Origin of the sequence: Streptomyces sp. CMB-StM0423 (assembly GCF_002847285.1) — a bacterium.
Lineage (GTDB): Bacteria > Actinomycetota > Actinomycetes > Streptomycetales > Streptomycetaceae > Streptomyces.
On sequence record NZ_CP025407.1, the window covers coordinates 7,259,502 to 7,282,728 of the forward strand.

Below are 23,227 nucleotides of genomic sequence, written 5' to 3' on the forward strand. Positions count from 1 at the left end.
TCGGGCGGGGTCACTTGACGGCTCCGGCGGTCAGCCCGGCGACGAGATAGCGCTGGAGCAGCAGGAAGCCGGCGACGACGGGGAGGCTGACGACGAGGGAGGCGGCCATGACCTGGTTCCAGTACACCTCGGTCTGGGTCGAATACCCCTGCAGCCCGACGGAGAGCGTCCGGGTGACGTCGTTGGTCATGACCGAGGCGAAGAGCACCTCGCCCCAGGCGGTCATGAAGGAGTAGATGGCGACGGCGACGATCCCGGGGACCGCCGCCGGCACCACGACACGGAACAGCGCCTTCAGGGGTCCGCAGCCGTCGACGAGCGCCGCCTCGTCCAGGTCGCGGGGGATGGAGTCGAGATAGCCGACCAGCATCCAGATCGAGAAGGGCAGGGTGAAGGTCATGTACGTGAGGATCAGGCCGCCGCGGGAGCCGTAGAGGGCGATGCCGGTGGTGTTCCCGATGTTGACGAAGATCAGGAAGAGCGGCAGCAGGAAGAGGATGCCGGGGAACATCTGGGTGGACAGCACCGTGACCGTGAAGAGCCGCTTGCCGCGGAAGCGGTAGCGGCTGACCGCGTACGCGGCGAAGACCGCGATGACCACCGAGCAGCCGGTCGCGGCGCCCGCCACGATCAGCGAGTTCAGGAAGTAGCGGGCCAGCGGCACCGTGTCCCAGATGTCGAGGTACGGCCGGAAGGTCAGCCCGCTGGGGATCCAGCGGAACGCCCCGGTGACGTCCTCCAGCGGCTTCAGTGAGCTGCTGAGCATCACGTACACGGGCGTGACCGCGAAGACAGTCAGCAGCGTGAGCACGATCCGCCGGGTCCAGACGAACGACCGCGGCGGCGCGGTGGGGGAGCTATGCACGGGCCGCCTTCCTTCCCCGGGAGGTGAGCAGCAGATAGCCGGCCGTGACGATCAGCAGGAAGAGCAGCAGCAGCACGGACATGGCCGAGCCGGCGCCGAAGTTCCAGGTCACGAAGGACGACTGGTAGATGTGGATGGAGATGATGTCCGCGGACTCCGGCGCCGACTTGCCGAAGAGGATGTACGGCACGTTGAAGTCGTTGAAGGTCCACAGGAACAGCACCAGGACCAGCACCTGGTTGACCGGCCGCAGCGACGGCAGCGTGATCCGGCGGATCTGCTGCCAGATCCCGGCGCCGTCGATCGCGGACGCCTCGTACACCTCGCGCGGGATGTTCTGCAGCGCGGCGGTGAGCACCAGGAAGGCGAACGGCCAGGTGCGCCAGACCGAGACGACGACCAGCGAGACGAACGCGTTGTCGCCGATCAGCCAGAACGTGGGCTGGTCGGTCAGCCCCAACTGGTCGTGGATCACGTGGTTCACCAGGCCGTTGTCCCGCTGGAGCATGAACGACCAGGTGATGACGGCGGTGTAGACGGGCAGTGCGTACGGGGTGAGGAAGAGCGCGCGCAGCAGTCCGCGGCCGCGGAAGGCGTCCTGCATCAGGATCGCCGCGGTCACACCGAGCAGCCAGGAGAGCCCGACCGCGAGCACCGTGAACGCGCAGGTGATGAAGAACGAGCGCAGCAGCGCCTCGCCCACGGGGGCGTCGAAGTCGACGGCGATGCGGAAGTTGTCCAGGCCCGTCCAGGGCGCGGCGCCCCAGTCGCGGATGTAGTGCTGGGTCAGCTCCTTGAAGCTCATCACCACGCCGACGGCCATCGGCACCAGGTGGATCAGCAGCTCCAGCAGCAGCGCGGGCAGCAGCAGGAGGTACGGCAGGGCGCCGCGCCGTACCCGGCCGCGGCCGGTGCGGCGGCGCTTGCGGGCGGCGCCCCGGCCGGCGGGCGGCTTGTCGCCGTGGCCGGCCGGGGGCGTGTCGAGAGCGGTCGCGGTCATCCGGCGCCGCTCACTTCTGCATCTGCTGCTGGGCCTCGGTCAGCCGCTTCCGGACCGACTCCGTGGTCACCTCGTCGCCGGCGGCGGCGTCCGCGAACAGCTCCTTCATCGCGTCGCCGACGAGGGTCTCGAACTGTGCCTCGTCCGGCACCTGAGGCAGCGGCGCGGAGCTGGTGGACAGCACCTCGCGCAGCACGGTCAGGTCGGCGGTGCTGAACGCCTCGTCCTCCTGCGCCTCCTTGACCGGCGGGATGGAGCCGTAGGTCTCGTTGAGGATCTGCTGCTCCTCGGTGGAGGTCATGAACTTCACGAAGTCCAGGGCGCCGTCGAGGTTGTCGGTGTTCTTGAAGACGGCGATGTTGATGCCGGCGACCATGGAGTTGACGTTCTGGCCCTCCGGCGGGTTCTCGCTCTGCATCGGTACGGGCGCGACGCCGTACTCCTCGGGCTTCATGCCGTGCGCCTTCAGCGAGCTGCCGGCGGCCTGCCACAGGAGCATGCCGGCCTTGCCGGTGGCGAGGTCCTTGATCGACTGGTTCTGCGCGTACTCGGCGTTGCCGACCGCGGCGATCTTGTCGTTGGCGAGGAAGTCGACGTACTGCTTGACGGCCGCGACCGCCTCGGGGGTGTCGAACGTCGGGTTGCCCTCGGCGTCGAAGAAGTCCGCGCCGTGCTGCTTGCCGAAGACGAAGGCGTGGTGCGAGTTCTCCACCGGGTTGCCGCCCTCGACGGCGACGCCGTACTTGCCGTCCTTGGTCAGCCTCTTGCCGACGGCGACGAAGTCGTCCCAGGTGGCCGGGGGTTCCTCGATGCCGGCGTCGGCGAACATCTGCTTGTTGTAGTAGAGCGCGTACGAGAGGGAGTACAGCGGCACCGCTGCCGGGTCCTGGCCCTCGGCACCCGCGGCGGCCAGCGCCGAGGGGACGAACCTGTCCTTGCCGCCGATCCGGTCCAGCGTCCTGTCGTCCCACGCCAGCAGCCCGTCGCTCGCCTGCAGCGAGGCGGACCAGGTGTTGCCTATGTTGAGCACGTCGGGGCCCTGCCCGGAGGAGGTGGCCGCGAGGATCCGGTCCAGCAGGCTGTCCCAGGGGATGACTTCGAGCTTGACGTCGATGCCCGTCTTCTTCTCGAACTTCTCGATCTCCGGGGTCAGCACCTCCTTGTCGTGCTCCAGGCTGGTGCCCTGGTTGCTCGCCCAGTACGTCAGCTCGTCGGGCTTGTCGTTGCTGCCCTCCGAACCCGTCGAGCTGCCGCCGCCGCAGGCGGCGGCGGTCACGCTGAGGGCGGTGGCGAGTGCGGCGGTCGCCGCCAGGCGGATTCTGCGCATGGGTGGGGCCCCTCTCCGGGCACATGGCTTAAGGCTGTGAACGCGGCCCGCGCTTAATTCAGGGCGTGAGTTAAGTAGTGAAAGAAGTCCTCGTCAACCCTTCTCACACGCGTTTCCCGGCACGTATCTTTCCTCCGGGAAGGAGCCACATGGCGAGAAACAACGGCCGTACCGTGCGCGACCTGCGCCGTAGCAACCGCTCCGCGGTACTGCGCCACCTGTACTTCGAAGGTCCCCTGAGCCGCCAGGAGTTGGGCCCGGTCACCGGGCTCAGCTCCGGGTCGATCAGCAACGTCGCCGCGGAGCTGATCGCGGAGGGGGTGCTGGAGGAGGCGGGCGCGGTCGACTCCGACGGCGGCCGGCCCCGCACCCTGCTGCGGGTGGCGCCGCGCTGCGGGCACATCGCCGGCGTCGACGTCGGCGAGACCCGGGTGCGGGTGGAGCTGTTCGACCTCGCCCGTACCGAACTCGCGCGCGCCGAGTGCCCGCTGGCCGACGGCGGCCGGGACGCCGGGCGGGTCGTCGCGCACATCGCCGAGGGGCTGGCCGCCGTGCTCGCCGACGCGGGCGTCGCCGCCGGGGAACTGCTCGGCGTCGGCCTCGGCGTCCCCGGCATCGTCGACCGCGAACCGGCCCGCGGCGGCGCGGTGGTGTACGCGCAGACCATCGGCTGGGACGCCGTACCCCTGGAGGCGATGCTGCGCACCGCCGCGACCGGCGCGCCCGGCCTGGCGGACGTGCCGTACACCGTGGCCAACGGCGCCAAGACGCTGGGCCAGGCCGAGATGTGGTTCGGCGCGGGCCGCGGCGCGCGCAACGCCGTCATCGCGCTCATCGGTTCGGGCGTCGGCGCCTGCGTCGTCACCGACGGCACCGCCTACGGCGGCTCGTCCAGCGGCGCGGGGGAGTGGGGGCACACCACGATGCGGATACGCGGACGGCGCTGCCGGTGCGGCGCCCGCGGCTGCCTGGAGGCGTACGTCGGCGCGGAGGGGATGCTGCGGCGCTGGCGGGAGGCGGGCGGCGAACCGGTCGCCACGGACGAGGAGTCGGCGCTCGCGGAGCTGATCGCCGCCGACGACCCCGCGGCCCGCGCGGTCCTTGACGAGACCGCCGAGTACCTCGGCGCGGGCATCGCGGACCTCGTCAACCTCTTCAACCCGGAGCGCATCGTGCTGTCCGGCTGGGCCGGACTGCTCGCGGGCCCCCGGCTGCTGCCGGCCGTACGCGGGGCCACGGCCATGTACGCGCTGCGCTACCCGGCGGCGCGCGCGGCGATCGAGATGGGCGAACTCGGCACCGATGCGGTCACCGTCGGCGCGGCGACACTCCCCCTGAGCCACTTCCTCGACGCAGGGGGCACGTCACACCGCGACACCACGGCAGCCCCGGCACGCTGACGCCGCCCGGCCCGCCCTCTCCCGCGGTGCCCGCGGCAGGCGGGCCGCGGCCAGCGGACGGCGGCCGACCGGGGTATCCCCGGCCGGCCGCCGCGCGGTGCGCTAGCCGCGTGAGACGGCGGTCAGTTCACCGTCACCTGCACCTCACCCGTCGTCAGGTCCCCGGTGTCGTCCGTGACCGTCAGATGGGCGGTGTACGTCCCCTTCCTGGTGTACGTGTGCGTCGCCGTCGCCGCGCCGTCGCCCGTCGCGTTGTCCCCGAAGGTCCAGTGGTACGACTTGGCCGTACGCCCCTCCGGCAGCGTCACCGCGCCCTCGAAGGAGAACTCCGCCGGCGCCGTCGCGCTCTCCGGCGAGGCCGTCACCGTCACCTTCGCCGCCGACTCCTTCTCCGCGCCGCGGCCGTTGAAGTGCAGCCAGTCCAGCGCCATCAGGTCGGGGCTCGACGGCGTCCACGCCGGGTTGGTGAAGACCACGTAGACCTTCTCCACCCCGCCCGGGTCGGTCAGCGGCACCGTGGGCGAGACCACCTTCGCGAAGTCCCCGGTGTTCGGGATCGTCGCCTTGCCCAGCAGCTCGCCGTCCGGCGCGTTCGCGCGGAACTCGACGTCGCCGCCGAGCCCGCCCGAGGAGGCGCCGACCGTCACCGAGTCGATCCCGCTCGGGGTCCCCGGGTCCAGCACGATCCAGTCGCCGTGCTCGATCTCGCCGAGCCGCTTGCCGCCGGAGGAGTCCGCCCGGGCCAGCGTCTCCACGCCGCCGTTGGCCCCGCCGGTGCCGTTGTGGTGCTCGGCCTCGCGGAACTTCTGCCGCAGGCTCAGCGAGTCGGAGCCGATCAGGCTCGGCACGCCCTCGGCGCCGGAGTCCTCGTACTGCGCGCTGATGCCGTAGTAGAGGTTCTGCCCCGGCCCGTGGCTGTCGCCCGGGTCGGTCTTGAACTCGCCCGCGCAGCCGGTCAGGTTGTCCAGCGGGTGCAGGTGGTCGTCGTGCCCGAGCTGCGTCTGCACGACGACGCGCGAGCAGTCGATGGCACCGTCCTCCGCGTCCTTGACCTCCACCTTGTACGGAACGGTGTCGCCGAAGTCGAACGCGGTGCCGTTGCTCGGCACGGTGACCTTCACCTCGGGACGGGTGTTGCCGACGGTGACCTCGTGCACCGCCATCGCCGTACGGTCCGGCGGCCCCTCCACCGTCAGCCGGGCGGTGAACCGGCCCTTCCCGGTGTAGGTGTGCGTCGGGTTGGGGTCCGTGGAGTCGGTCGTGCCGTCACCGTCGAAGTCCCAGGCGTACGTGATCGGGTCGTCGCCCGGCGAGTGCGAGCCCTCCGAGGAGAACTCCACCGTCAGCGGCGCCGGCCCGGAGTCCGCCGACGCCGACAGCTTCGCCACCGGCGGCCGGCCCTCGGCCACGTAGTCGATGCGGTAGATGCCCGCCTTCTCGTTGCTGCCGCCGCGGCCGGTGCCGCTGCCCTCGCCGAAGTCGATGACGTACAGCGAGCCGTCGGGGCCGAAGTCCGCCTCGAAGGGCTGCACCCAGCTCATGTCGCCGAAGATCCCGTTGATCGACTGCAGGTCGCCCTTCTTGGCGGGCGCGAACCTCGGGTCCTCGAACTGCTGGTCCTTCTCCTGGAACGAGAAGGTCTTGAACCACTTGCGGGTCAGCTCGTAGGTGATCCACTTCCCCTCGAAGTACTCGGGGAACTTGTACGGGCTGTCGTTCTTCGGGTCGTAGTCGTAGACCGGGCCGCTCATCGGGCCGCCGCCGCCGGTGCCCAGCTCGGGGAACTCCTGCGAGGCCGAGTACGCGTACCAGACCGTGGCGGGCTGCGCGGGCGGCAGCGTCGTCCTGCCGGTGTTGTTCGGCGAGTCGTTCACGGGCGCCGAGCAGTCGAACTTCTCCCCGGCCTTGCCGGCCGCGAAGTCGTAGTCGTTGAACGGCGTGTTGTTGCCGATGCAGTACGGCCAGCCCTGGTTGCCCGCCTTGGTGATCCGGTTGTACTCCACCGTCCCCTCGGGACCGCGGTTCGGGTCGGCGCTGCGCGCGTCGGGGCCGTAGTCCGCGACCAGCAGGGCGCCGGAGATCGGGTCGGTGGTGATGCGGAACGGGTTGCGGAGGCCCATCGCGTAGATCTCGGGACGGGTCTTCGACTCGCCCTGCTTGAAGAGGTTGCCCGTCGGGATGGTGTAGCTGCCGCCGTTCGTGGGCTTCACGCGCAGCACCTTGCCGCGCAGGTCGTTGGTGTTGCCCGCGGTGCCCTGGGCGTCCCAGGCGCGCCGGCCCTCGCGCTCGTCGATCGGCGCGAAGCCGCTGGACTCGAACGGGTCGGTGTTGTCGCCGGTGGCGACGTACAGGTTGCCCGCGGCGTCGAAAGTGAGCGAGCCGGCCATGTGCACGTTGGCCCGCCCCTCCCCGCGCCACGTCGGGACCGTCAGCAGCACCTTCTGCGACGCCGGGTCCGCGGTGTTCCCCTTCATGGTGAAGCGGGACAGGTTGATGAGGTTCTTCTCCTTGTCGGAGTGCAGGAGATAGACCCAGTTGTTGCGCGCGAAGTTCGGATCCAGGGTGAGCCCGAGGAGGCCGTCGGACTGGCTGGTCATCTCGGGGGTGTAGTCGAAGTCCAGGGCCGTGGTGACCTGCAGGGTCTCCTGGTCGACGACCTTCAGCTCACCGGTGCGCTGGGCGTAGAACACCCGCCGGTCGGGGGCGACGGCCAGCTCGAACGGGTCGGCCAGGTCGCTGGTGACCAGCGGGGTGCGCTGGAAGTTGCCGGTCTGGGTGGCCGAGCAGTCGCCGGGCGCGTCGCCCGCGGCCCACCGGATGCCGCCGAGCAGGTGCTTGAGGAACAGCGGCTCGTCGAAGGACGACGCGTCGTGGCCGCCGGCGGTGAACCACGACCGGCCGCCGTCGTACTTCTGGCACCACGAGAACGCGTGGTCGACGCCCTCGTCCAGCCCGGTGATGCCGTCACGCACCTTGATCTGCGCGAGGGTGTGCACCTTGCCGGTCGGGTTGGCGCGCCAGTTGTACCACTCCTCGTTGCGCTCCCAGAGCTGCGGCAGGCCCTTGGTGGAGGGGTGGGTGTTGTCCAGCACCTTGATCCGGCCGGTCTGCGGCACGGGGTGCTTGTCGAAGATCGCTCCGACCAGGCCCTCGTACCAGTCCCAGTCGCGCTCGCTGGCCGAGGCGGCGTGCAGGCCGAGCCAGCCCCCGCCCGCCTGGATGTACGACTGCAGCGCGGCCCGCTGGTCCGCGTCGAGCAGGTCGCCGCTCTCCGGCGTGGAGTTGGTGTTGTTGAAGACGACCGCCTCGTAGTTCGCGAGGTTCTCCTCGGTGAACGCGGCGGCGTCGTCGGTCGAGTCGACCTCGAACCCGTACTCTTCGCCGAGCTTCTCGACGGCCTCGATGCCCGCCGGGATGGAGTCGTGGTAGAAGTTCGTGACCTTGGAGAAGACCAGGACCCGGAAGGCGGCCTCCTCGTCCTGCGGGGCGGCCGTCGCCGAGGCCGTGCCCAGGAGCAGCGCCAGCAGCGCGGCCAGGACGGCGATGGGTGACAGGGGTGGTCTGGCTAGGCGTCTCATAGTGCTCCCAGTCGTGCCGGAACCCGGGCGCGTCGGAGGGCGGGCCCGTTTGACGGTGCATAGAAAGCGCTTGCTGACGGTGCTCTGTCAAAGTAAGCCCTTACCCGCAGGTGGTCAACGGTCGTGCGCGGACCGGGATCGGCGGCCCTCCGGGGCGTAGGGGCAAGGGCGGAAACCCCACGGGAGCGGTGCGCGGGACATCCGCTTTCGCGCTCGGCGCACCACCCCGCCCGCGGCGTCGCCGCGAGTTCAAGATCTCCTAGCCGGGTATCCTCACGGAATGGGCGAGGACCTGAGCGCGGCGGCGGCCAAGGGCTGGGCGGTGCGCTGGGAACTGCAGCGGGAGCAGCGGGAGGCCGGCCGCGAGGAGCGGTTCACCGTCGTCGGCGACCTGGTGGAGCTGGTGACCGACGGCCACGACCGCCCCGCCGTCCTCGACCTCGGCTGTGGTACGGGCTCGCTGGCCGCCCGGCTCAAGCGCCGGATGCCCGCGCTCGACATCGTCGCCGCCGACGCCGACCCCGTGCTCCTCGGCCTCGGCCGCCGGATGCACGGCACGCGGGTCCGCTTCGTCGACACGGTGATCGGCGGCATCGGCTGGCAGGACGAGCTGGAGCTCGACCGCCCTCTGGACGCCGCGGTCTCCACGACCATGCTGCACCGCCTCCCCGAGCGTGTGCTGCTGGAGGTCTACGGCAGGCTGCACACCCTGCTCCGCCCCGGCGGGCTGCTCGTCAACGCGGGCCGGCTGCCCCAGGAGGACGCCGCCGTCGCCGAGCTGGCCGGCGAGGTCGGCAGCCGGCTGGCCGAGCGGCGGCGGATGCCGGGGGGCGAGGACTGGTCGTCGTGGTGGGACGCGGCGGCCGAGGCACCCGAGCTGGCGCGGCTCTTCGCCGAGCGGCGCCGCCGCGGCGCCGCCCCCGCGGGGGACAACGGGCTGAGCCTGGCGCGCCACGTCGACCTGCTGCAGAAGGCGGGCTTCGCGGCGGTCGGCACGGTCTGGCAGTGCGGCGACAGGTGCGTGCTGGTCGCCGTCCGCGGCGAGTAGGCCCCCGGATCCGTCACCTGCCGCACCCGCCGCCGCCCGCCTGCCCGCGCTCAGTCGATCCGGACGACGTACTTGCCCCGTACCCCGCCCGCCTCCAGCGCCCGGTGCGCCGCCGCCGTCTCGGCCAGCGGGAAGACCGTGTCCACCGCGGGCGCCAGGTGCCCCTCCGCCACCCGGCGGGCGAGATCGTCGAAGTGGGCGGCCGCGGGGTTGCCGCTGAAGAGCCGCACCCGCGCGCGTCCGTGGACCGCGCTGGCCGCGACGGCGCCCAGCGAGGCGAGCGGCCGTGCCGGGTCGAAGGTGATGCCGACCATGCGGCCGCCCGGCTTCAGCAGCCGCCGGAACGTCCGCAGATCGGTGCCCACCGTGTCGAGGACGACGTCGAACGGGCCCATCTCGGCTGGTTCCGTCTCCCGGTGGTCGAGGGCGCGGTGGGCGCCGAGCGTACGGACGAAGTCCAGGTTGGCGGCCCGGGCCAGGGCCGTGACGTCGGCGCCGTACGCCCGGCCGAGCTGGACGGCGGCGCTGCCGACGCCGCCGGCCGCGCCCCGGACCAGCAGCCGTTCGCCGGGGCGCAGCGCCGCCTTGCCGTGCAGCGCGGTGACCGCCGTGGTGCCCGTCACCACCAGCGCGGCGGCGGCCACCAGGTCCGGTGCGCCGGGACCGTCCGGCACCCGGCCGAGGCGCCCCGCCCGTACCGCCACGTACTCGGCGGCGCTGCGTGCCCTCGCCGTGCGGCCCACGAAGCCCCACACCCGGTCGCCGACCGCGAACCCGGCGGCGCCGGCACCGAGCGCGGCGACCTCCCCGCTGAAGTCCTGCCCGACGCGCTGCGGGAACCTCCGCCCGCTGAGGGCGCGGGCGCGGCCGGAACGTACCGCCAGGTCACCGCCGTTCACACTGAACGCGCGCACCTGCACGAGAACCTCGCCCGGGCCGGGCTCCGGGCGCGGCACCCGGCCCACGTACAGCACCTCGGGACTGCCGAAGCGGTCGAACAGTACGGCTCTCATCGTGCGCTCTGTCATCGTCCTCACCTTCGCGGTGGCCGGGGATCCGGGGCCGAGCGTAGGCTGACAAGTGGACGAGATCGTCCGTTTGAGCCGGAGGTGAGAGACATTGGCCGCGGAATCCTCTCGGATCGCGGGCAAGGACGAGCTGCGCGCCGACGCCCGGCGCAACCGGCAGCGCGTCCTGGCCGCCGCCCGCGCGGTCTTCGCCGAGCACGGCATCGACGCCCCCATGGCGACCGTGGCCCGGCGCGCGGGGGTCGGCGTGGCCACGCTCTACCGGCGGTTCCCGACCCGGGACGCGCTGGTGCGGGCCGCGTACGCGGAGCAGATGGCCACCTGCGGCCAGGCGCTCACCGACGCGCTGGCGGACCCCGATCCGTGGCGGGGCTTCCGGCGGCTGGTCGAGACCGTCTGCGAACTGCAGCGGGAGGAGCGGGGCTTCCCGGCCGCCTTCCTCGCGGCCTTCCCGGACGGCACCCGCGCGGACGCGGCCCGACGGGAGCGGGCGGAGCGGGACTTCGCGGTGCTGGTCCGCAGGGCGCAGGCGGCGGGCGCGCTGCGGGCCGACTTCCACCCCTCCGACCTCGCCGTGGCCCTGCTGGCGCACTGCGGCCTGGTCGGCGCGCTGCCGGACGACCGGGCGGCGTCGCGGCGGCTGGTGGCGTACCTGCTCCAGTCGTTCCGCGCGGAGGCGGCGGGTGAGCCGCTGCCGGCGCCGGGCGCGGTGTCGCTGAGCAGCCTGCCGACCGCGGCCGGCGGCTCGCCGGGCGGGCGGTCCTGAGGGGCCGGGCCCGGCGGAAGCATCACGTGGGGCGTACGCCGACGGGCCTCAGGCCGCGGTCGTCAGCAGCCCGGGGCGCACCTCGCGCCGCGGCGCGACGACGGCGCCGGTCGGCAGCAGTTCACCCGTGTCGTCGAAGACGATCGTGCCGTTGCACAGCAGGCTCCAGCCCTGCTCGGGGTGGAAGGCCACGGTCTGCGCGGCGTCGCGGTCAGGGCGGTCGGCGGCGGGGCACTCGGGCCGGTGGGAGCACATCGGACACCTCTCGGTCGGGAGGCGGCGGCCCTGCCGGGCCGCCGGTGGCGGTGTGGTTCCGTCTGGAAGGTGAGACCCGGCGGGCGCCGGAATCTCATCGCCCATCCTCAGGAAACCACCGCCGGGTTGAGCCCCGGTCCGTACGCGGTCACAGTCCCGTCTCAGCGCCCGCGGGCGCGCCCCGGCCCCGTACCGGCGCGCCCTCCGCGGCCGGTACGGGGCCCGCCCGGCGTCAGCCGCGCGGCTCGTCGCGCTCGTGGAGATCGGGCCCCTCGGCCGCCGCCTGCTCCGCGCGGGCCAGTTCACTGCGGCGGTAGGAGTACGTGAAGTACACGACCATCCCGACCGCGAACCACACGCCGAAGCGCAGCCACGTCTCCCACTTCAGGAACGTCACCAGCCAGATCGAGAAGCCGACCCCTATCAGCGGCACGACCGGCATCCCCGGGCAGCGGAACGTCCGCGGCAGCTCCGGCTGCCGGTAGCGCAGCACGATCACCGCGACGCACACCACCACGAACGCCAGCAGGATCCCGATGTTCGTCAGCTCCGCGGCCTCCCCGATCTTCAGGAAGCCCGCGATCAGTGCCGAGCCGACGCCCACGATCCACGTCACCCGCGTCGGCACGTGCCGTGTCCGGTGCGTCTTGGCGAACCACTTCGGCAGCAGCCCGTCGCGGCTCATCGAGAACCAGATGCGCGTGACGCCCAGCATGAACGTGAACATCACCGTGAGGATGCCGATGATCGCCCCCACCGCGATCAGGTTCGCCAGCCAGCCGAGGCCCACCGACTCGAACGCCGTGGAGAAGCCGCTCTCCGGGTCGATGCCCTTGTAGTTCTGCATCCCCGTCAGCACCAGCGTCGCGGCCACGTACAGCAGCATCGAGATCGCCAGCGAGTAGAGGATCGCCTTCGGCATGTGCCGCTGCGACTCCTTCGACTCCTCGGCCGCCGTCGACATCGCGTCGTAGCCGAAGACCGCGAAGAACACGGTCGCCGCGCCGGTGAACGCGCCGCCGACGCCGTACGGGAAGAAGGGGTTGTAGTTGGCGGTGTCGATGTGGAAGACGCCGACCAGGATGACGACGAGCACGACCACGACCTTCAGCACCACCACGACGGTCTCGAAGCGCGCCGCGTTCTTGATCCCGAGGGTCAGCAGGTACGCGACCAGCAGGCACAGCACGACCGCGAACAGGTCGACCTTGTGCCCCTCGCCGGTGCCCGGGGCGCCGAGCATCCACGCCGGCAGGTCGGCGCCCATGTTCTCCATGAGGAAGGAGAAGTAGCCGGAGATGCCGATGGCCACCACCGCGACGATCGCGGTGTACTCCAGCAGCAGATCCCAGCCGATGAACCACCCGGCGAGTTCGCCGAGGACCGCGTAGCCGTACGTGTATGCCGAGCCCGCCTTGGGGATCAGGCCCGCGAACTCCGCGTACGACAGGGCGGCCGCCGCGCTCGCCACCCCCGCGATGAGGAAGGAGACGAGCACGGCGGGACCCGCCGTGCCGTTGGCGACCGCGCCGGCGAGCGCGAAGATGCCCGCGCCGATGATGCCGCCGACGCCGATCGCCGTGAGCTGCCACAACCCGAGGACCCGGGTGAGCTGTTCGCCGCTCTCACCCTCGGCGGTCTCGATGTGCTCGATGGGCTTGCGGCGCAGTACGCCGTCCGTGCTCCAGAGCCCTGCCATGGTGCGTCCTCTCCGTCGAGGCCGTTCGATGACAGTGGAGCACGATGACGGATGAGGTGCCTTTCAGGAAGAGGGGCGGGTGCTCACCTTGAAAACCCAGGCGTGCTTCCCTGCCTTGCGGGCCGCCGCCGGCACCTCGACGACCAGCGAGCCGCCGTCGACGTCCCAGTTCAGCGGACGGTCGCCGTAGCCGAGCATGGTGATCTTGTCGCCGGCCCTGAGGGGCACCGGGGCCTCGACGACGAGCCGGGACGAGGGCGCGGCGAGCGAGTGAATGTAGAAGGCGTCGCGCTTCATGGTGAACCGCAGGTCCTCGCCCAACTGCGCCATCCGCGACCAGTAGGTGGTGCCGTAGATCGCCTCGCCGTTGACGCGCAGCCACTCGCCGGTCTCGCGCAGCCGGCGCTCCATGATCTCGGGGATGGTGCCGTCGGCGCGCGGGCCGATGTCGAGGAGGAAGTTGCCGTTCTTGCTGACGATGTCGACGAGGCTGTGCACGACCTCCTCGGTCGTCATGTACGCATCGTCGGGCGTCTCGGCGTTGTAGCCGTAGGACCGCGGGTCGAGGCCGCGGCTGGCCTCCCACTTGGCGACGACGGTGTTCTCGTACACCTCGTACTCGGGCGTGGTGAAGTCGTGCGGGCCGATGCCGGAACGGTTGTTGACCGTCACCTCGATCGGCCGCGGGCGGTTCTTGGCGTGGTTGAAGTACTCGGCGAGCACCCGGTGGCTGTCGTTGGCGCCGCCGATGTCGCACCACATGATCTCGGTGTCGTACTCGCGGATCAGCTCCAGCATCTGCCCGGCCTGGTAGCCGCGGGTGTAGTCCTGGCCCGAGGTGTAGCCGGTGTAGGGCACGGGCTCCAGCGTGTACGGGTTGCGCGGGGCGTGGCCGTACCAGGGATTGTCGGGGTTGAACCACTCCGGCATCGAGAAGTACAGCCCGCGGTGCAACTCGGGGGTGTACTCGCGGGACGCGTCGAACAGCTCCTTGATCAGGTCGCGGCGGGGGCCCATCGCCACGGAGTTGCGGGTGGAGAGCTTGGTGTCCCAGAGCGCGAAGCCCTCGTGGTGCTTGGAGGTGAGCACGTGGTACTGCGCGCCCGCGTCCCGGAACAGCTCGACCCAGGAGCGCGGGTTGAAACGCTCGGCGCGGAACATCGGGATGAAGTCGTCGTACGCGAAGTCCTCGCCGTACACCTCCCGGTGGTACGCGTGCGTCGGGTTGTCCGGCTGGTTCATCTGCTGCCAGTACCACTCCGCGTACTGCTTGCCGACCGGCGCCCAGGCGGGCACCGAGTACACGCCCCAGTGGATGAAGATGCCGAACTTGGCGTCGTTGAACCAGTACGGCGCCTGATGGCTGCTCAGCGACGCGTCCGTCGGCTCGAAGTCGGGCACCCCGAGGGTCAGCGGGCGGGTGACCTCGGCGGCCGTGCCGCCCCGCCCGGTGGCGACGACGCGGCCCTCCTGTACGGTGCCCGGCGCCACACCCGCGCGGTTGCGGATGCCGACCGTGACCCGCGCCTGCTCGCCCGGGCCGAGCCGCGGTACCGGGACAGGCGCGACGGTGCGGGCGCCCTCGGTGTCGACGGTGACCGACAGGCCGTCGCGGGCGGCGATCCACACCCCGCCGGCGTTGATCAGCGTGGCCTCGACGGACTGCGCGCCGGAGCGCTCCAGCGAGGCGGTGGTGGAGCGGACGTTGCGCAGCGCGACGGCGCGCCCCTCGGCGACGGGCTGCAGGGAGAGCGCGAAGATGTGCAGCGCCGACTTGTTGGGCTCGGCCTTGTTGATGACCGGCAGGGTGAGTGCGACCGCCTCGCGCACCGGGTCCAGGCCGAGTTCGACGACGGCGATGGACACCTGGTGCGGGTCCTTGGTGCCGTTGGGGGCGTAGCGGTACGGGGCCCGGAGCGAGCCGCCGCCGGAGTACCAGTCGGGGGCGGACAGTCCCGCGGTGGCGGTGCTGCCGTCGGCATAGTGGACGGTGGCCGCGCCGGAGGCCGTGCCGTACGAGGAGGAGGCGAGGAACAGCACGCTCAGGTAGTGGCCCGGGGGCAGTTCGACGCGCTGGCCCATGGCGACGATGTTGTCGGGGGCACCGGCGCCCGCGCCGGGGAAGTCGAAGGGGAAGCCGTCGACCTCGATCGGCCCCGCGGGCAGCTCCTCGCCCGGGTAGGTGTAGCCGCTGCCGTCGAAGTTGCCGCCGCGGGCGTCGGCGGTGTCGACGCCGTCGTTGTCGAAGTGGTCGGTCAGCGGCACCGGTACGGGGTCGGGGACCCGGCCCCAGTCGTCGGCGGTCGCGTTCTCGTCCGCGGCCCCGGCCGGGCCCTGTGGTGCGGCGCCTGCGGCGGTGGGCGCGAGGCCCAGCGCGGAGCCCGCTGCGGCGCCTGCGCCGATCGCCAGCACGTGCCGTCGTGCAAACCCGTTCATCCCGTTCTCCCTCAAGAACCTTGATCCATCCGATGTCTATGGGAGTTGTGTCAGATTCGAGCGCTTGCTGGGGAGGGAACGTAGAGATTCATCGGATGAACGTCAAGGCTCGGCGCAACGAGCGGTAACGGGCGGCACCCGGCGACTCCGAGCGGCAACGGACCGGGGCCCGGTGGCGCGAACGCCACCGGGCCCCGGTCGGGTTGGTGTGGTCCCGCGGTGCCCGGGGGCACCGCGGGTCGTGCCTCAGCGCACGCCGGTGGGCTCGGGCGCCCGCTCCTCGCCGGCCGTAGGCGGCGGCGCGGGGGCCGCGGCGAGCTGCCGGTACAGCTTCTCGCCCTCCACGTCGACGTTCGGCAGGATCCGGTCCAGCCACTTCGGCAGCCACCAGGCGGACTTGCCGATCAGCGCGAGCACCGCCGGGACGATGGTCATGCGGACCAGGAAGGCGTCGAAGAGGACCGCCACCGCCAGGCCGAAGCCCATCATCTTCACCATGTCGTCGCCCGCGCCGATGAAGCCGGCGAAGACGCTGATCATGATGATCGCGGCCGCGGTGACCACCCGGGCGCCGTACCGGAAGCCGGTGACCACCGCCTCGCCGGCCGACTCCCCGTGGACGTACGCCTCGCGCATCCGGCTGACCAGGAAGACCTCGTAGTCCATCGCCAGGCCGAAGACCACGCCGATCAGGAAGATCGGCATCATCGACATGATCGGACCGGTCTCCTCGACCCCGAAGGCCCCCGCCAGCCAGCCCCACTGGAACACCGCGACGACGGCGCCGAGCGCGGCGAGCACGGAGAACAGGAAGCCGAGGGCGGCCTTCAGCGGCACCAGCACGGAGCGGAACACCAGCATCAGCAGGACGAACGCCAGGCCGACCACCAGCGCCAGATACGGCACCAGCGCGTCGTCGAGCACCTTCGAGAAGTCGATGTTCACCGCGGTGCTGCCGGTGAGGTACAGCTCCGCGCCGGTCTCGTCCTGCAGCGCGGACGACAGGTCGCGGATCTCGCGGACGACCTTCTCGGTGTCGGTGTCGCTCGGCCCGGTGGACGGGGTGACCATGACGGTCGCCGTGTCCCCGGCCTCGTTGAACCCGGCGGGGGAGACGGAGACGACGCCGTCCACGTCGGAGATCCGCGCGACGACCTCGTCGGCCGCGTCCTGCGGGTTCGCCGCCTCGGTGGCGTCGATGACGCCGGTGACCGGACCGTTGAAGCCCGGACCGAACGCCTCGGACAGCATGTCGTACGCCTTGCGCTGCGTGGTGTCCGTCGGCTGGCTGCCCTCGTCGGGCAGGCCCAGCTCCATGCTCGCCACCGGCGCGGCCAGCGCGCCGAGCCCGATGATGGCGGCGACCAGCACCAGGACCGGGCGCTTGAGCACCCCGCGGGCCCAGCGGGTGCCCATGTTCGGCTTGGCGTCGTGGTCGGACGCCTTCGGGGCGCCGGTCTCCGGGTTGGCCTTGCGCACCTTGCGGCCGTAGATCCGCTTGCCCACGATGCCCAGCGCGGCCGGGACCAGCGTGAGCGCGATGAGCACCGCCAGCGCGACCGTACCGGCCGCCGCGAAGCCCATCTTGGTCAGGATCGGGATGTTGACGACCGCCAGGCCCGCCAGCGCGATGATCACGGTGAGGCCGGCGAAGACGACCGCCGAGCCGGCCGTGCCCACGGCGCGGCCCGCCGCTTCCTCGCGGGAGTGGCCGTCCGTCAGCTCCGCCCGGTACCGGGAGGCGATGAACAGGGCGTAGTCGATGCCGACCGCGAGGCCGATCATCATCGCCAGGGTGGAGGTCGTGGCGGACAGGTCGAGCACGGTCGCCAGCGCCGTGATCGAGGAGATGCCGATGCCGACGCCGATGAGCGCGGTGATGATCGGCAGCCCCGCCGCGACCAGCGAGCCGAAGGTGATCACGAGCACGACCAGCGCGATGCCGACACCGATGATCTCGCCGTTGCCCATGTCGGGCTCGACCATCAGCGCGTCACCGCCGGCCTGGATGTTCAGACCGTCGTCGCGCTCCTTGTCGACCACGTCGGTGATGGCGTCGCGGGTCGAGTCGTCCAGTTCCATGGACGTGACCTTGTAGTCGACGACCGCGTACGCCGTGGAGCCGTCCTCGCTGACCCCCGCGTTGTCCGCGAACGGGTCGCTGACCTGCTCCACCTGGTTCCCGGCGATGCCGTCGAGCACGCCGTCGACCGCCTCGCGGCTGTCGGCGGCGGTGATCTTCTGGCCGTCGGGTGCCTCGAAGACGATACGGGCCGTCGCGCCGTCGGCGGACTGCCCCGGGAACCGCTCCTCAAGAAGGTCGAACGCCTGCTGTGCCTCGGTGCCCGGCAGCGCGAAGTCGTCCTCGGGCGCGGTGCCCGCCGACGACGCGCCGAACCCGGCGAGAACGAAGAGCAGCAGCCATATCAGCGCCGTGATACCGCGCCGCCGGAAGGCTAGCCGGCCGAGTTTGTATAGGAAGGTGGCCACGAGCAGGTTTCTCCTGATCTCGACGGTGGGTTGTGTTGAACCAGCCCGACGACGAGAGCGGCGTGCGCCAGGTGGAGCCGTGTTCTGTTGTGGTTGGCGAACGACAGGTCAGTTCATATGCAGGGCGGGGAGAATCACTGCGTCGACATAACGGACAAGATAGTCGCTGGTGACCGGCGCGTTCTCGATGAGGGGCCGGGCCAGCATGGCCCCCAGCATCATGTGCGGGACGAACTTCGCGGCGGGGATGTCCGCGGTCAGCTCGCCGCGCGCGACGGCGCGATCGATCAGCTCCTGGAAGGCGGCCAGCTCCGGTTCGATCAAGAGCTGCCGCATGGCCTGCTGCAGTTCCTCGTTGGACTGCTGAGCGAAGGCGACCGCGCGCAGGAGGGCCGAATCCTTCTCCGCGCTCTGGCACACACCGTCGGCGAACTGCACGAGGTCTCCGCGCAGCGTGCCGGTGTCGATCCCGGCCGACCTCACCGGCTTTCCGTGCCGGAGCGCCGTGGCGACCAAGTGCGGCTTGGAGCGCCACTGGCGGTAGAGGGTGGCCTTGCTCGACCGCGTACGAGCCGCGACCGCGTCCATGGTGAGGGCCTCGTAGCCGACTTCGCGCAGATGGTCGAGCACGGCGTCGAAGAGCTCCTGCTCGCGCTCGGCGCTCAGCCGGCTCCGGCGCCCGGTGGCACTGGTGTCCTGCACGACCATCGGGCCCCCTCTCCGGTCAGCGGAACGAAACGGTTTCGTACCCAAAAAATGGTAGCGGCTGTCAGAACCGGCTCGCGCCAATAAGGGTGTGGTTTGCGTCACTCTGTGAAGACGACCCAGACCGGGCCGCGGGCGAAGCGCAGCCGCTCGCCGTCCGCGCCGGTGAACTCCGTGCCGCCGCCCGCCGATCCGCGCTCCCACCGCGCCTCGTACGACCTGCCGCCGCGCAGCACCTGCGCCTTCCCGGTGCCGACGGTCTCGGTGAAGGGGGAGACGTTGCCCGAGCGGTCGCCGAAGCCGGAGTCGTGGATCTTCACATGCTGGACGACGACCGTCGCCGCCGACAGCCGCCCGCCCGCCGCGGTGGCGGCCGGGGTGCCGTCGAAGGAGATCAGCCAGCGCTTCTTGCCCCCGTCCCAGGTGAAGCCGAAGCTCGCGGCCGGGTAGCGCACGGTGCGCTCGGCGGTGGCCTTGCCGCCCTTCGGCGCCCGGCCGAAGCGGAAGCCGATGTCCCGTGGCCGGTCCGCCTCGGGCGCCGCGGCCAGTGCCCGCTCCGGCCGGACGAAGAGGTTGTGTGGTACAGGCTTCGCGGGGTCGCGCAGGTACGCGTCGCCCGCCGTGGCCGGCGGCACGGGGAACAGGGGTGCCTTGTCGATGAGCGGGAGCAGCTTGGACTGCGCCCCGGAGAAGGCGAGCGCGGGCCTGCCGAACTGCTCCAGGAGTTCGAGGTCGGACTCGCGGGCGCTGCGCACCGGGCCGACCCGCTCCGGCGGGCGCGAGGCGTAGACCGCGAGCAGCCGGCTGAGGCCGGCTTCCACCCGTTCGGCGTAGACGATGTCCGCGCGCTCCAGGCCCGTCTGCGGGCGGGCGGGCGCGGCGTTGTCGACCTTCACGCCCAGTACGGGGCCGCCGCGTCCCGCCAGTCCGGTGAACGGCGAGCCACTTCCCAGCTCTTCCCGGGGTTTTTCGGGCTTCTGCGTCTCCTCTTTGGTGCACCCGCCCGCGAGCAGCAGCGGGAGCAGCAGGAGCACGGCCGGCAGGGCCGCGGGCGTACGCAGAAGGCGGGCTATGCGGCTGGTGCCCATGGCGTCCTTTCCCGGGTGAAATGACCTTCATGTATGCCTATGGCCTGATTCTAGAATCGATCCGCCGGACCGGATAACGCCGGGCGTCACCGGCCCCGAGTCGTTACCCTGTGGAAACGGACAGCCCCGCCCGCGGGGAAGGGCCCGACACCTCGGACCGTCCGCGAGCCCAGCCGGCGCCACCGCGTCCGAACTGCCCACCCGAACAGCCCGGGGTGTCCGCCGCCGACACCCGCCGCCCGGCCAGGGCGGGCTGACCAGTTCACATGACCCGGAGGAGTGCACGTTGACCACCGAAGCCGCACCGGAACGGCATCCCCAGCCCGCCCCCCGGCCGCACCCGCGTCCGCGAGCGGCCGAGGAGACCCTGAGCAGCCTGGACGTGTGGGCGCGCTCGGCCCCCATCCGGCTCGCCGGATACGAGGACGACCCGGCCGACACCGCCGAGCTGCACATCCTGCGCGGCATCGACTGATCCGGCCGGGCCCCTTGCACCCGTACTCCCGCGTGTCCTAGCCGACGAACGTGCGGACGGCCGCCTTCAGATCGGCGAGCCCCTTCTTGGCGTCGGTGAAGAACATCCCGGTGTTTTCCGCGGTGTACAGCTCGTTGTCGATGCCCGCGTACCCGTGGCCCATCGACCGCTTGATCACCACCACGCTCTTGGCCCGGTCCACGTCCAGGATCGGCATGCCGGAGATCGCGTTGCCCGGCCGCCGCGCGGCCGGGTTGGTGACGTCGTTGGCGCCGATCACCAGCGCCACGTCCGCCTGCGGGAACTCCGGATTCGCCTCCTCCATCTCCTTGAGCTGCGGATACGGCACGTTGGCCTCGGCCAGCAGCACGTTCATGTGCCCCGGCATCCGGCCGGCCACCGGGTGGATCGCGTACGTGACCTCCACGCCGTGCTCCTCCAGCAGGTCCGCCAGGTCGCCCAGCTCGTGCTGCGCCTGCGCGGCCGCCAGCCCGTACCCCGGCACGATGACGACCTTGCCGGCGTACGCGAGCTGGATCGCCACGTCGTCGACGGAGACCGGGCGGACCTGCACGTCCCCGTCCGTGCCCACGGCCGCCGCCTCGTCGCCGGTGCCGAAGCCGCCGACGATGATGGCCGGAATCGAACGATTCATGGCGTCCGCCATCAGCTTGGTGAGGATCGTGCCCGAGGCGCCGACGAGCGCGCCGGCGATGATCAGCGCCGGCTCGTTGAGCACGAAGCCGGCCATGCCGACCGCCGTGCCGGTGAAGGCGTTGAGCAGCGAGATCACCACGGGCATGTCCGCGCCGCCGATCGGCAGCACCATCGTGATGCCGAACGCCAGCCCCGCGAGCGTCAGCAGCGTCAGCGCCGCGACGCTGCCCGGGTCCACCACCAGCCAGACACCGGCCCCGGCGAAGACCAGGGCGAGCCCGGCGTTCAGCGCCTGGCTGCCCGGCAGGACGATCGGCTTGCCCGTGATCAGGCCCTGCAGCTTCCCGGCGGCGATCAGTGAGCCGGAGAAGGTGATGGCGCCGATGAGGATGTCGATGCCGCCCGGCACGGTGGTGCGCGCGCCGAGGTCCTCCGGGTGCGCGTGCTGGAGCACCTCGACGATGGCCAGCAGCGCGGCGGCACCGCCGCCGACCGCGTTGAACAGGCTCACCAACTGCGGCATCGCGGTCATCTCGACGGTACGGGCCAGATACAGCCCGGCGCCGGAGCCGACGATGGTCGCGGAGAGCAGCACCAGCCAGCCGGTGGCGGTGATGTCGCCGCGCTCCGCCAGCAGCACCGCGGTCGCCACGATCGCGACCGCCATGGCACCGGCCGAGAGGGTGTTGCCGCGGCGGGCGGTGGCGGGGGAGTTCATCAGCCGCAGGCCGAGCACGAAGCACGCGGCGGCGGCCAGCAGCACGTACCGTACGGCGGTCTCCAGATCGCTCACTTCGCCGCACCTCCCTTGGCGCCGCCCGGCGTCGGCCGGGCGCGGAACATATGGAGCATCCGGTCCGTGACGACGTACCCGCCGACGACGTTCATCGCGCCGAACGCGACGGCCACGAACGCCAGCGCGTACTCCAGCGGCTCGTCGGCCAGGGACGTCACCAGCATCGCGCCGATCAGCACGATCCCGTGGATCGAGTTGGCGCCGGACATCAGCGGTGTGTGCAGCGTCGCCGGCACCTTGCTGATCACTTCGAAGCCGACCAGCACGCTGAGCACGAAGATCGTGACGGCGGTGAGCAGATCGAGGTTCACCGGTTCCCTCCGTTCTGCGGGGCGACCGCGTCGCTGACGACCTTGCCGCCGTGCGCAACGACCACGCCGGCCTGGATGTCGTCGTCGAGGTCGATGCGCACCGCCTCGTCGGCCACCAGGTGCGCCAGCAGCGCGCTGATGTTGCGGGCGTACGCGGTGGAGGCGGCGGTCGCCATCACGGACGGCAGGTTGCCCGCGCCGATCAGCGTCACGCCGCCGGCGAGGACCGCGGTCTTGTCCGGCTCGGACAGCTCCACGTTGCCGCCGAGTTCGCTGGCGGCCATGTCCACCACCACGGAGCCGGGGCGCATCTGTTCCAGCGCCTCGGCCGTGACCATCAGCGGCGGCTTGCGGCCGGGCACCCTGGCGGTGGTGATCACCACGTCGAAGCGGGGCACCGCCGCCGTCAGCGCGGCGAGCTGCGCCCGCTGCTCCTCGTCGGTGAGCACGCGCGCGTAGCCGCCCTCGCCCGCCGCCGAGGCCACGCCCTCCAGCTCCAGGAACTTCGCGCCCAGCGACTCGATCTCGCCCTGCGCCGCGGGCCGGACGTCGTACGCGGTGACGATCGCGCCGAGCCGGCGGGCGGTGGCGATGGCCTGCAACCCGGCGACGCCCGCGCCGAGCACGAGAACGGCGGCGGGCTTCGAGGTGCCCGCCGCCGTGGTCAGCATCGGAAAGTACCGGTCGTAGCTGTCGGCGGCGAGCAGCACCGCCTTGTATCCCGCGACGTTGGCCTGGGAGGTCAGCGCGTCCATCGTCTGAGCCCGGCTGAGCGTGCGGGGCAGCAGGTCGAGGCTGACGACGGTCACCCCCCGGGCGGCCAGCTCGCCGATCAGGGTGGCCTGGCGGAGCGGGTCGAGCATGCCGATGAGCGTCTGCCCTGAGCGCAGGGCGGCGGCGGTCTCGCGGTCGGGCGGGGCGACACAGAGCACGACGTCGGCCCGGCGGATCAGCTCGTCCGCGCCGACGATCTCGGCCTCCGCGGCCGTGTAGTCGGCGTCGGTGAACCAGGCGCTCGTGCCCGCGCCGGTCTCGACGAGGACGTCGACACCCGACCGGCGCACACGGGTGACGACTTCGGGGGTGAGGGCGACGCGGCGCTCGTCCGGCGCGCGCTCCCTCAGGACCCCCGCGGTGACGGCTTGGGCTCCCATGCTTCTCGCTCCCTCTTGGGCGAATTGCGGGCGACCTCAGGGTGCTGCCCTCGGTGCGCGGTGGGGACACCTCGGGCAGTGGTGATGCGGGTGTGCGTTGGTGGTGCGGTGGTGGCGCAGTGTGCGGTGGTGGTGCCGGGACGGGCACG

At 71.6% G+C, this 23,227-nt stretch carries 18 protein-coding genes; 4 read left to right on the forward strand and 14 right to left on the reverse strand.

What is annotated here, in order from left to right:
• Positions 1–10: 10 nt before the first annotated feature.
• The 3 genes from CXR04_RS31615 to CXR04_RS31625 are packed head-to-tail and all read right to left on the reverse strand — an operon-like array spanning position 11 to position 3,192.
• Complete coding sequence (locus tag CXR04_RS31615) at positions 11–865, reverse strand: carbohydrate ABC transporter permease (RefSeq protein WP_101425625.1); 855 nt, start codon at positions 863–865, stop codon at positions 11–13.
• A complete protein-coding gene (locus CXR04_RS31620) occupies positions 858–1,865 on the reverse strand; it encodes a carbohydrate ABC transporter permease (protein WP_101425626.1) in 1,008 nt (335 codons plus the stop codon). Before CXR04_RS31620 ends, CXR04_RS31615 begins: the two co-directional genes overlap by 8 nt.
• A gap of 10 nt (positions 1,866–1,875) precedes the next feature.
• Complete coding sequence (locus CXR04_RS31625; RefSeq protein WP_101425627.1) at positions 1,876–3,192, reverse strand: ABC transporter substrate-binding protein; 1,317 nt, start codon at positions 3,190–3,192, stop codon at positions 1,876–1,878.
• 149 nt (positions 3,193–3,341) lie between these two features.
• On the opposite strand from CXR04_RS31625, the gene CXR04_RS31630 reads away from it, so the two are divergent.
• On the forward strand, positions 3,342–4,592 hold the full coding sequence (locus tag CXR04_RS31630) for an ROK family protein (RefSeq protein ID WP_101425628.1): 1,251 nt from the start codon (positions 3,342–3,344) through the stop codon (positions 4,590–4,592).
• A gap of 122 nt (positions 4,593–4,714) precedes the next feature.
• Here CXR04_RS31630 and CXR04_RS31635 read toward each other — a convergent pair whose 3' ends face one another.
• Entirely contained in the window at positions 4,715–8,170 is a 3,456-nt protein-coding gene (locus tag CXR04_RS31635) for a ThuA domain-containing protein (protein WP_101425629.1), read from the reverse strand.
• Positions 8,171–8,450: 280 nt separating this feature from the next.
• On the opposite strand from CXR04_RS31635, the gene CXR04_RS31640 reads away from it, so the two are divergent.
• Positions 8,451–9,218 carry a class I SAM-dependent methyltransferase gene (locus CXR04_RS31640; RefSeq protein ID WP_101425630.1) on the forward strand — a complete coding sequence of 256 codons (768 nt, stop codon included), beginning with the start codon at positions 8,451–8,453 and terminating at the stop codon, positions 9,216–9,218.
• A 50-nt stretch (positions 9,219–9,268) separates the two neighbouring features.
• Here the strand turns inward: CXR04_RS31640 and CXR04_RS31645 are convergent, their stop codons facing one another.
• Positions 9,269–10,246, reverse strand: a complete 978-nt coding sequence (locus CXR04_RS31645; protein ID WP_101425631.1) for an NAD(P)-dependent alcohol dehydrogenase — start codon at positions 10,244–10,246, stop codon at positions 9,269–9,271.
• A 91-nt stretch (positions 10,247–10,337) separates the two neighbouring features.
• Here CXR04_RS31645 and CXR04_RS31650 point away from each other — a divergent pair, with 91 nt between their 5' ends.
• Positions 10,338–11,012: a TetR/AcrR family transcriptional regulator gene (locus CXR04_RS31650; RefSeq protein WP_101425632.1), complete on the forward strand. Its 675-nt coding sequence runs from the start codon at positions 10,338–10,340 to the stop codon at positions 11,010–11,012.
• 48 nt (positions 11,013–11,060) lie between these two features.
• Here CXR04_RS31650 and CXR04_RS31655 read toward each other — a convergent pair whose 3' ends face one another.
• From CXR04_RS31655 to CXR04_RS31680, 6 genes are all read right to left on the reverse strand, one after another.
• A complete protein-coding gene (locus CXR04_RS31655) occupies positions 11,061–11,267 on the reverse strand; it encodes a DUF5999 family protein (protein WP_101425633.1) in 207 nt (68 codons plus the stop codon).
• Between the two features lie 232 nt (positions 11,268–11,499).
• Positions 11,500–12,966 carry an amino acid permease gene (locus tag CXR04_RS31660; protein ID WP_101425634.1) on the reverse strand — a complete coding sequence of 489 codons (1,467 nt, stop codon included), beginning with the start codon at positions 12,964–12,966 and terminating at the stop codon, positions 11,500–11,502.
• Between the two features lie 63 nt (positions 12,967–13,029).
• Entirely contained in the window at positions 13,030–15,402 is a 2,373-nt protein-coding gene (locus tag CXR04_RS31665; protein WP_234380580.1) for an alpha-L-fucosidase, read from the reverse strand.
• 246 nt (positions 15,403–15,648) lie between these two features.
• Positions 15,649–17,892 (reverse strand): MMPL family transporter, encoded by a 2,244-nt coding sequence (locus CXR04_RS31670; RefSeq protein WP_101425636.1) that lies wholly within the window; start codon positions 17,890–17,892, stop codon positions 15,649–15,651.
• Between the two features lie 108 nt (positions 17,893–18,000).
• Positions 18,001–18,600, reverse strand: a complete 600-nt coding sequence (locus tag CXR04_RS31675; protein WP_101425637.1) for a TetR/AcrR family transcriptional regulator — start codon at positions 18,598–18,600, stop codon at positions 18,001–18,003.
• Between the two features lie 98 nt (positions 18,601–18,698).
• On the reverse strand, positions 18,699–19,685 hold the full coding sequence (locus tag CXR04_RS31680; RefSeq protein WP_101425638.1) for a DUF3048 domain-containing protein: 987 nt from the start codon (positions 19,683–19,685) through the stop codon (positions 18,699–18,701).
• A 286-nt stretch (positions 19,686–19,971) separates the two neighbouring features.
• Between CXR04_RS31680 and CXR04_RS31685 the strand changes: the two genes are divergently transcribed.
• Positions 19,972–20,160: a hypothetical protein gene (locus CXR04_RS31685; protein WP_101425639.1), complete on the forward strand. Its 189-nt coding sequence runs from the start codon at positions 19,972–19,974 to the stop codon at positions 20,158–20,160.
• A gap of 37 nt (positions 20,161–20,197) precedes the next feature.
• On the opposite strand, the gene CXR04_RS31690 is transcribed toward CXR04_RS31685, so the two are convergent.
• Genes CXR04_RS31690 through CXR04_RS31700 form a run of 3 tightly spaced genes read right to left on the reverse strand, consistent with a single transcriptional unit; the run spans position 20,198 to position 23,078 of the window.
• A complete protein-coding gene (locus CXR04_RS31690; protein WP_101425640.1) occupies positions 20,198–21,610 on the reverse strand; it encodes an NAD(P)(+) transhydrogenase (Re/Si-specific) subunit beta in 1,413 nt (470 codons plus the stop codon).
• Positions 21,607–21,924, reverse strand: a complete 318-nt coding sequence (locus CXR04_RS31695) for an NAD(P) transhydrogenase subunit alpha (protein WP_047014626.1) — start codon at positions 21,922–21,924, stop codon at positions 21,607–21,609. The genes CXR04_RS31690 and CXR04_RS31695 overlap by 4 nt, the downstream gene beginning before the upstream one ends.
• On the reverse strand, positions 21,921–23,078 hold the full coding sequence (locus CXR04_RS31700; RefSeq protein WP_101425641.1) for an NAD(P) transhydrogenase subunit alpha: 1,158 nt from the start codon (positions 23,076–23,078) through the stop codon (positions 21,921–21,923). Before CXR04_RS31700 ends, CXR04_RS31695 begins: the two co-directional genes overlap by 4 nt.
• Positions 23,079–23,227 lie beyond the last annotated feature (149 nt).

Excerpts from the sequence above, each read along its gene's own strand:
- CXR04_RS31635 (WP_101425629.1), bottom strand. The coding sequence starts at position 8,170 with ATGAGACGCCTAGCCAGACCACCCCTGTCACCCATCGCCGTCCTGGCC.
- CXR04_RS31660 (WP_101425634.1), bottom strand. The coding sequence starts at position 12,966 with ATGGCAGGGCTCTGGAGCACGGACGGCGTACTGCGCCGCAAGCCCATC.
- CXR04_RS31700 (WP_101425641.1), bottom strand. The coding sequence starts at position 23,078 with ATGGGAGCCCAAGCCGTCACCGCGGGGGTCCTGAGGGAGCGCGCGCCG.
- CXR04_RS31680 (WP_101425638.1), bottom strand. The coding sequence starts at position 19,685 with ATGGGCACCAGCCGCATAGCCCGCCTTCTGCGTACGCCCGCGGCCCTG.
- CXR04_RS31665 (WP_234380580.1), bottom strand. The coding sequence starts at position 15,402 with ATGAACGGGTTTGCACGACGGCACGTGCTGGCGATCGGCGCAGGCGCC.
- CXR04_RS31630 (WP_101425628.1), top strand. The coding sequence starts at position 3,342 with ATGGCGAGAAACAACGGCCGTACCGTGCGCGACCTGCGCCGTAGCAAC.
- CXR04_RS31675 (WP_101425637.1), bottom strand. The coding sequence starts at position 18,600 with ATGGTCGTGCAGGACACCAGTGCCACCGGGCGCCGGAGCCGGCTGAGC.
- CXR04_RS31640 (WP_101425630.1), top strand. The coding sequence starts at position 8,451 with ATGGGCGAGGACCTGAGCGCGGCGGCGGCCAAGGGCTGGGCGGTGCGC.
- CXR04_RS31655 (WP_101425633.1), bottom strand. The coding sequence starts at position 11,267 with ATGTGCTCCCACCGGCCCGAGTGCCCCGCCGCCGACCGCCCTGACCGC.
- CXR04_RS31625 (WP_101425627.1), bottom strand. The coding sequence starts at position 3,192 with ATGCGCAGAATCCGCCTGGCGGCGACCGCCGCACTCGCCACCGCCCTC.
- CXR04_RS31620 (WP_101425626.1), bottom strand. The coding sequence starts at position 1,865 with ATGACCGCGACCGCTCTCGACACGCCCCCGGCCGGCCACGGCGACAAG.
- CXR04_RS31645 (WP_101425631.1), bottom strand. The coding sequence starts at position 10,246 with ATGACAGAGCGCACGATGAGAGCCGTACTGTTCGACCGCTTCGGCAGT.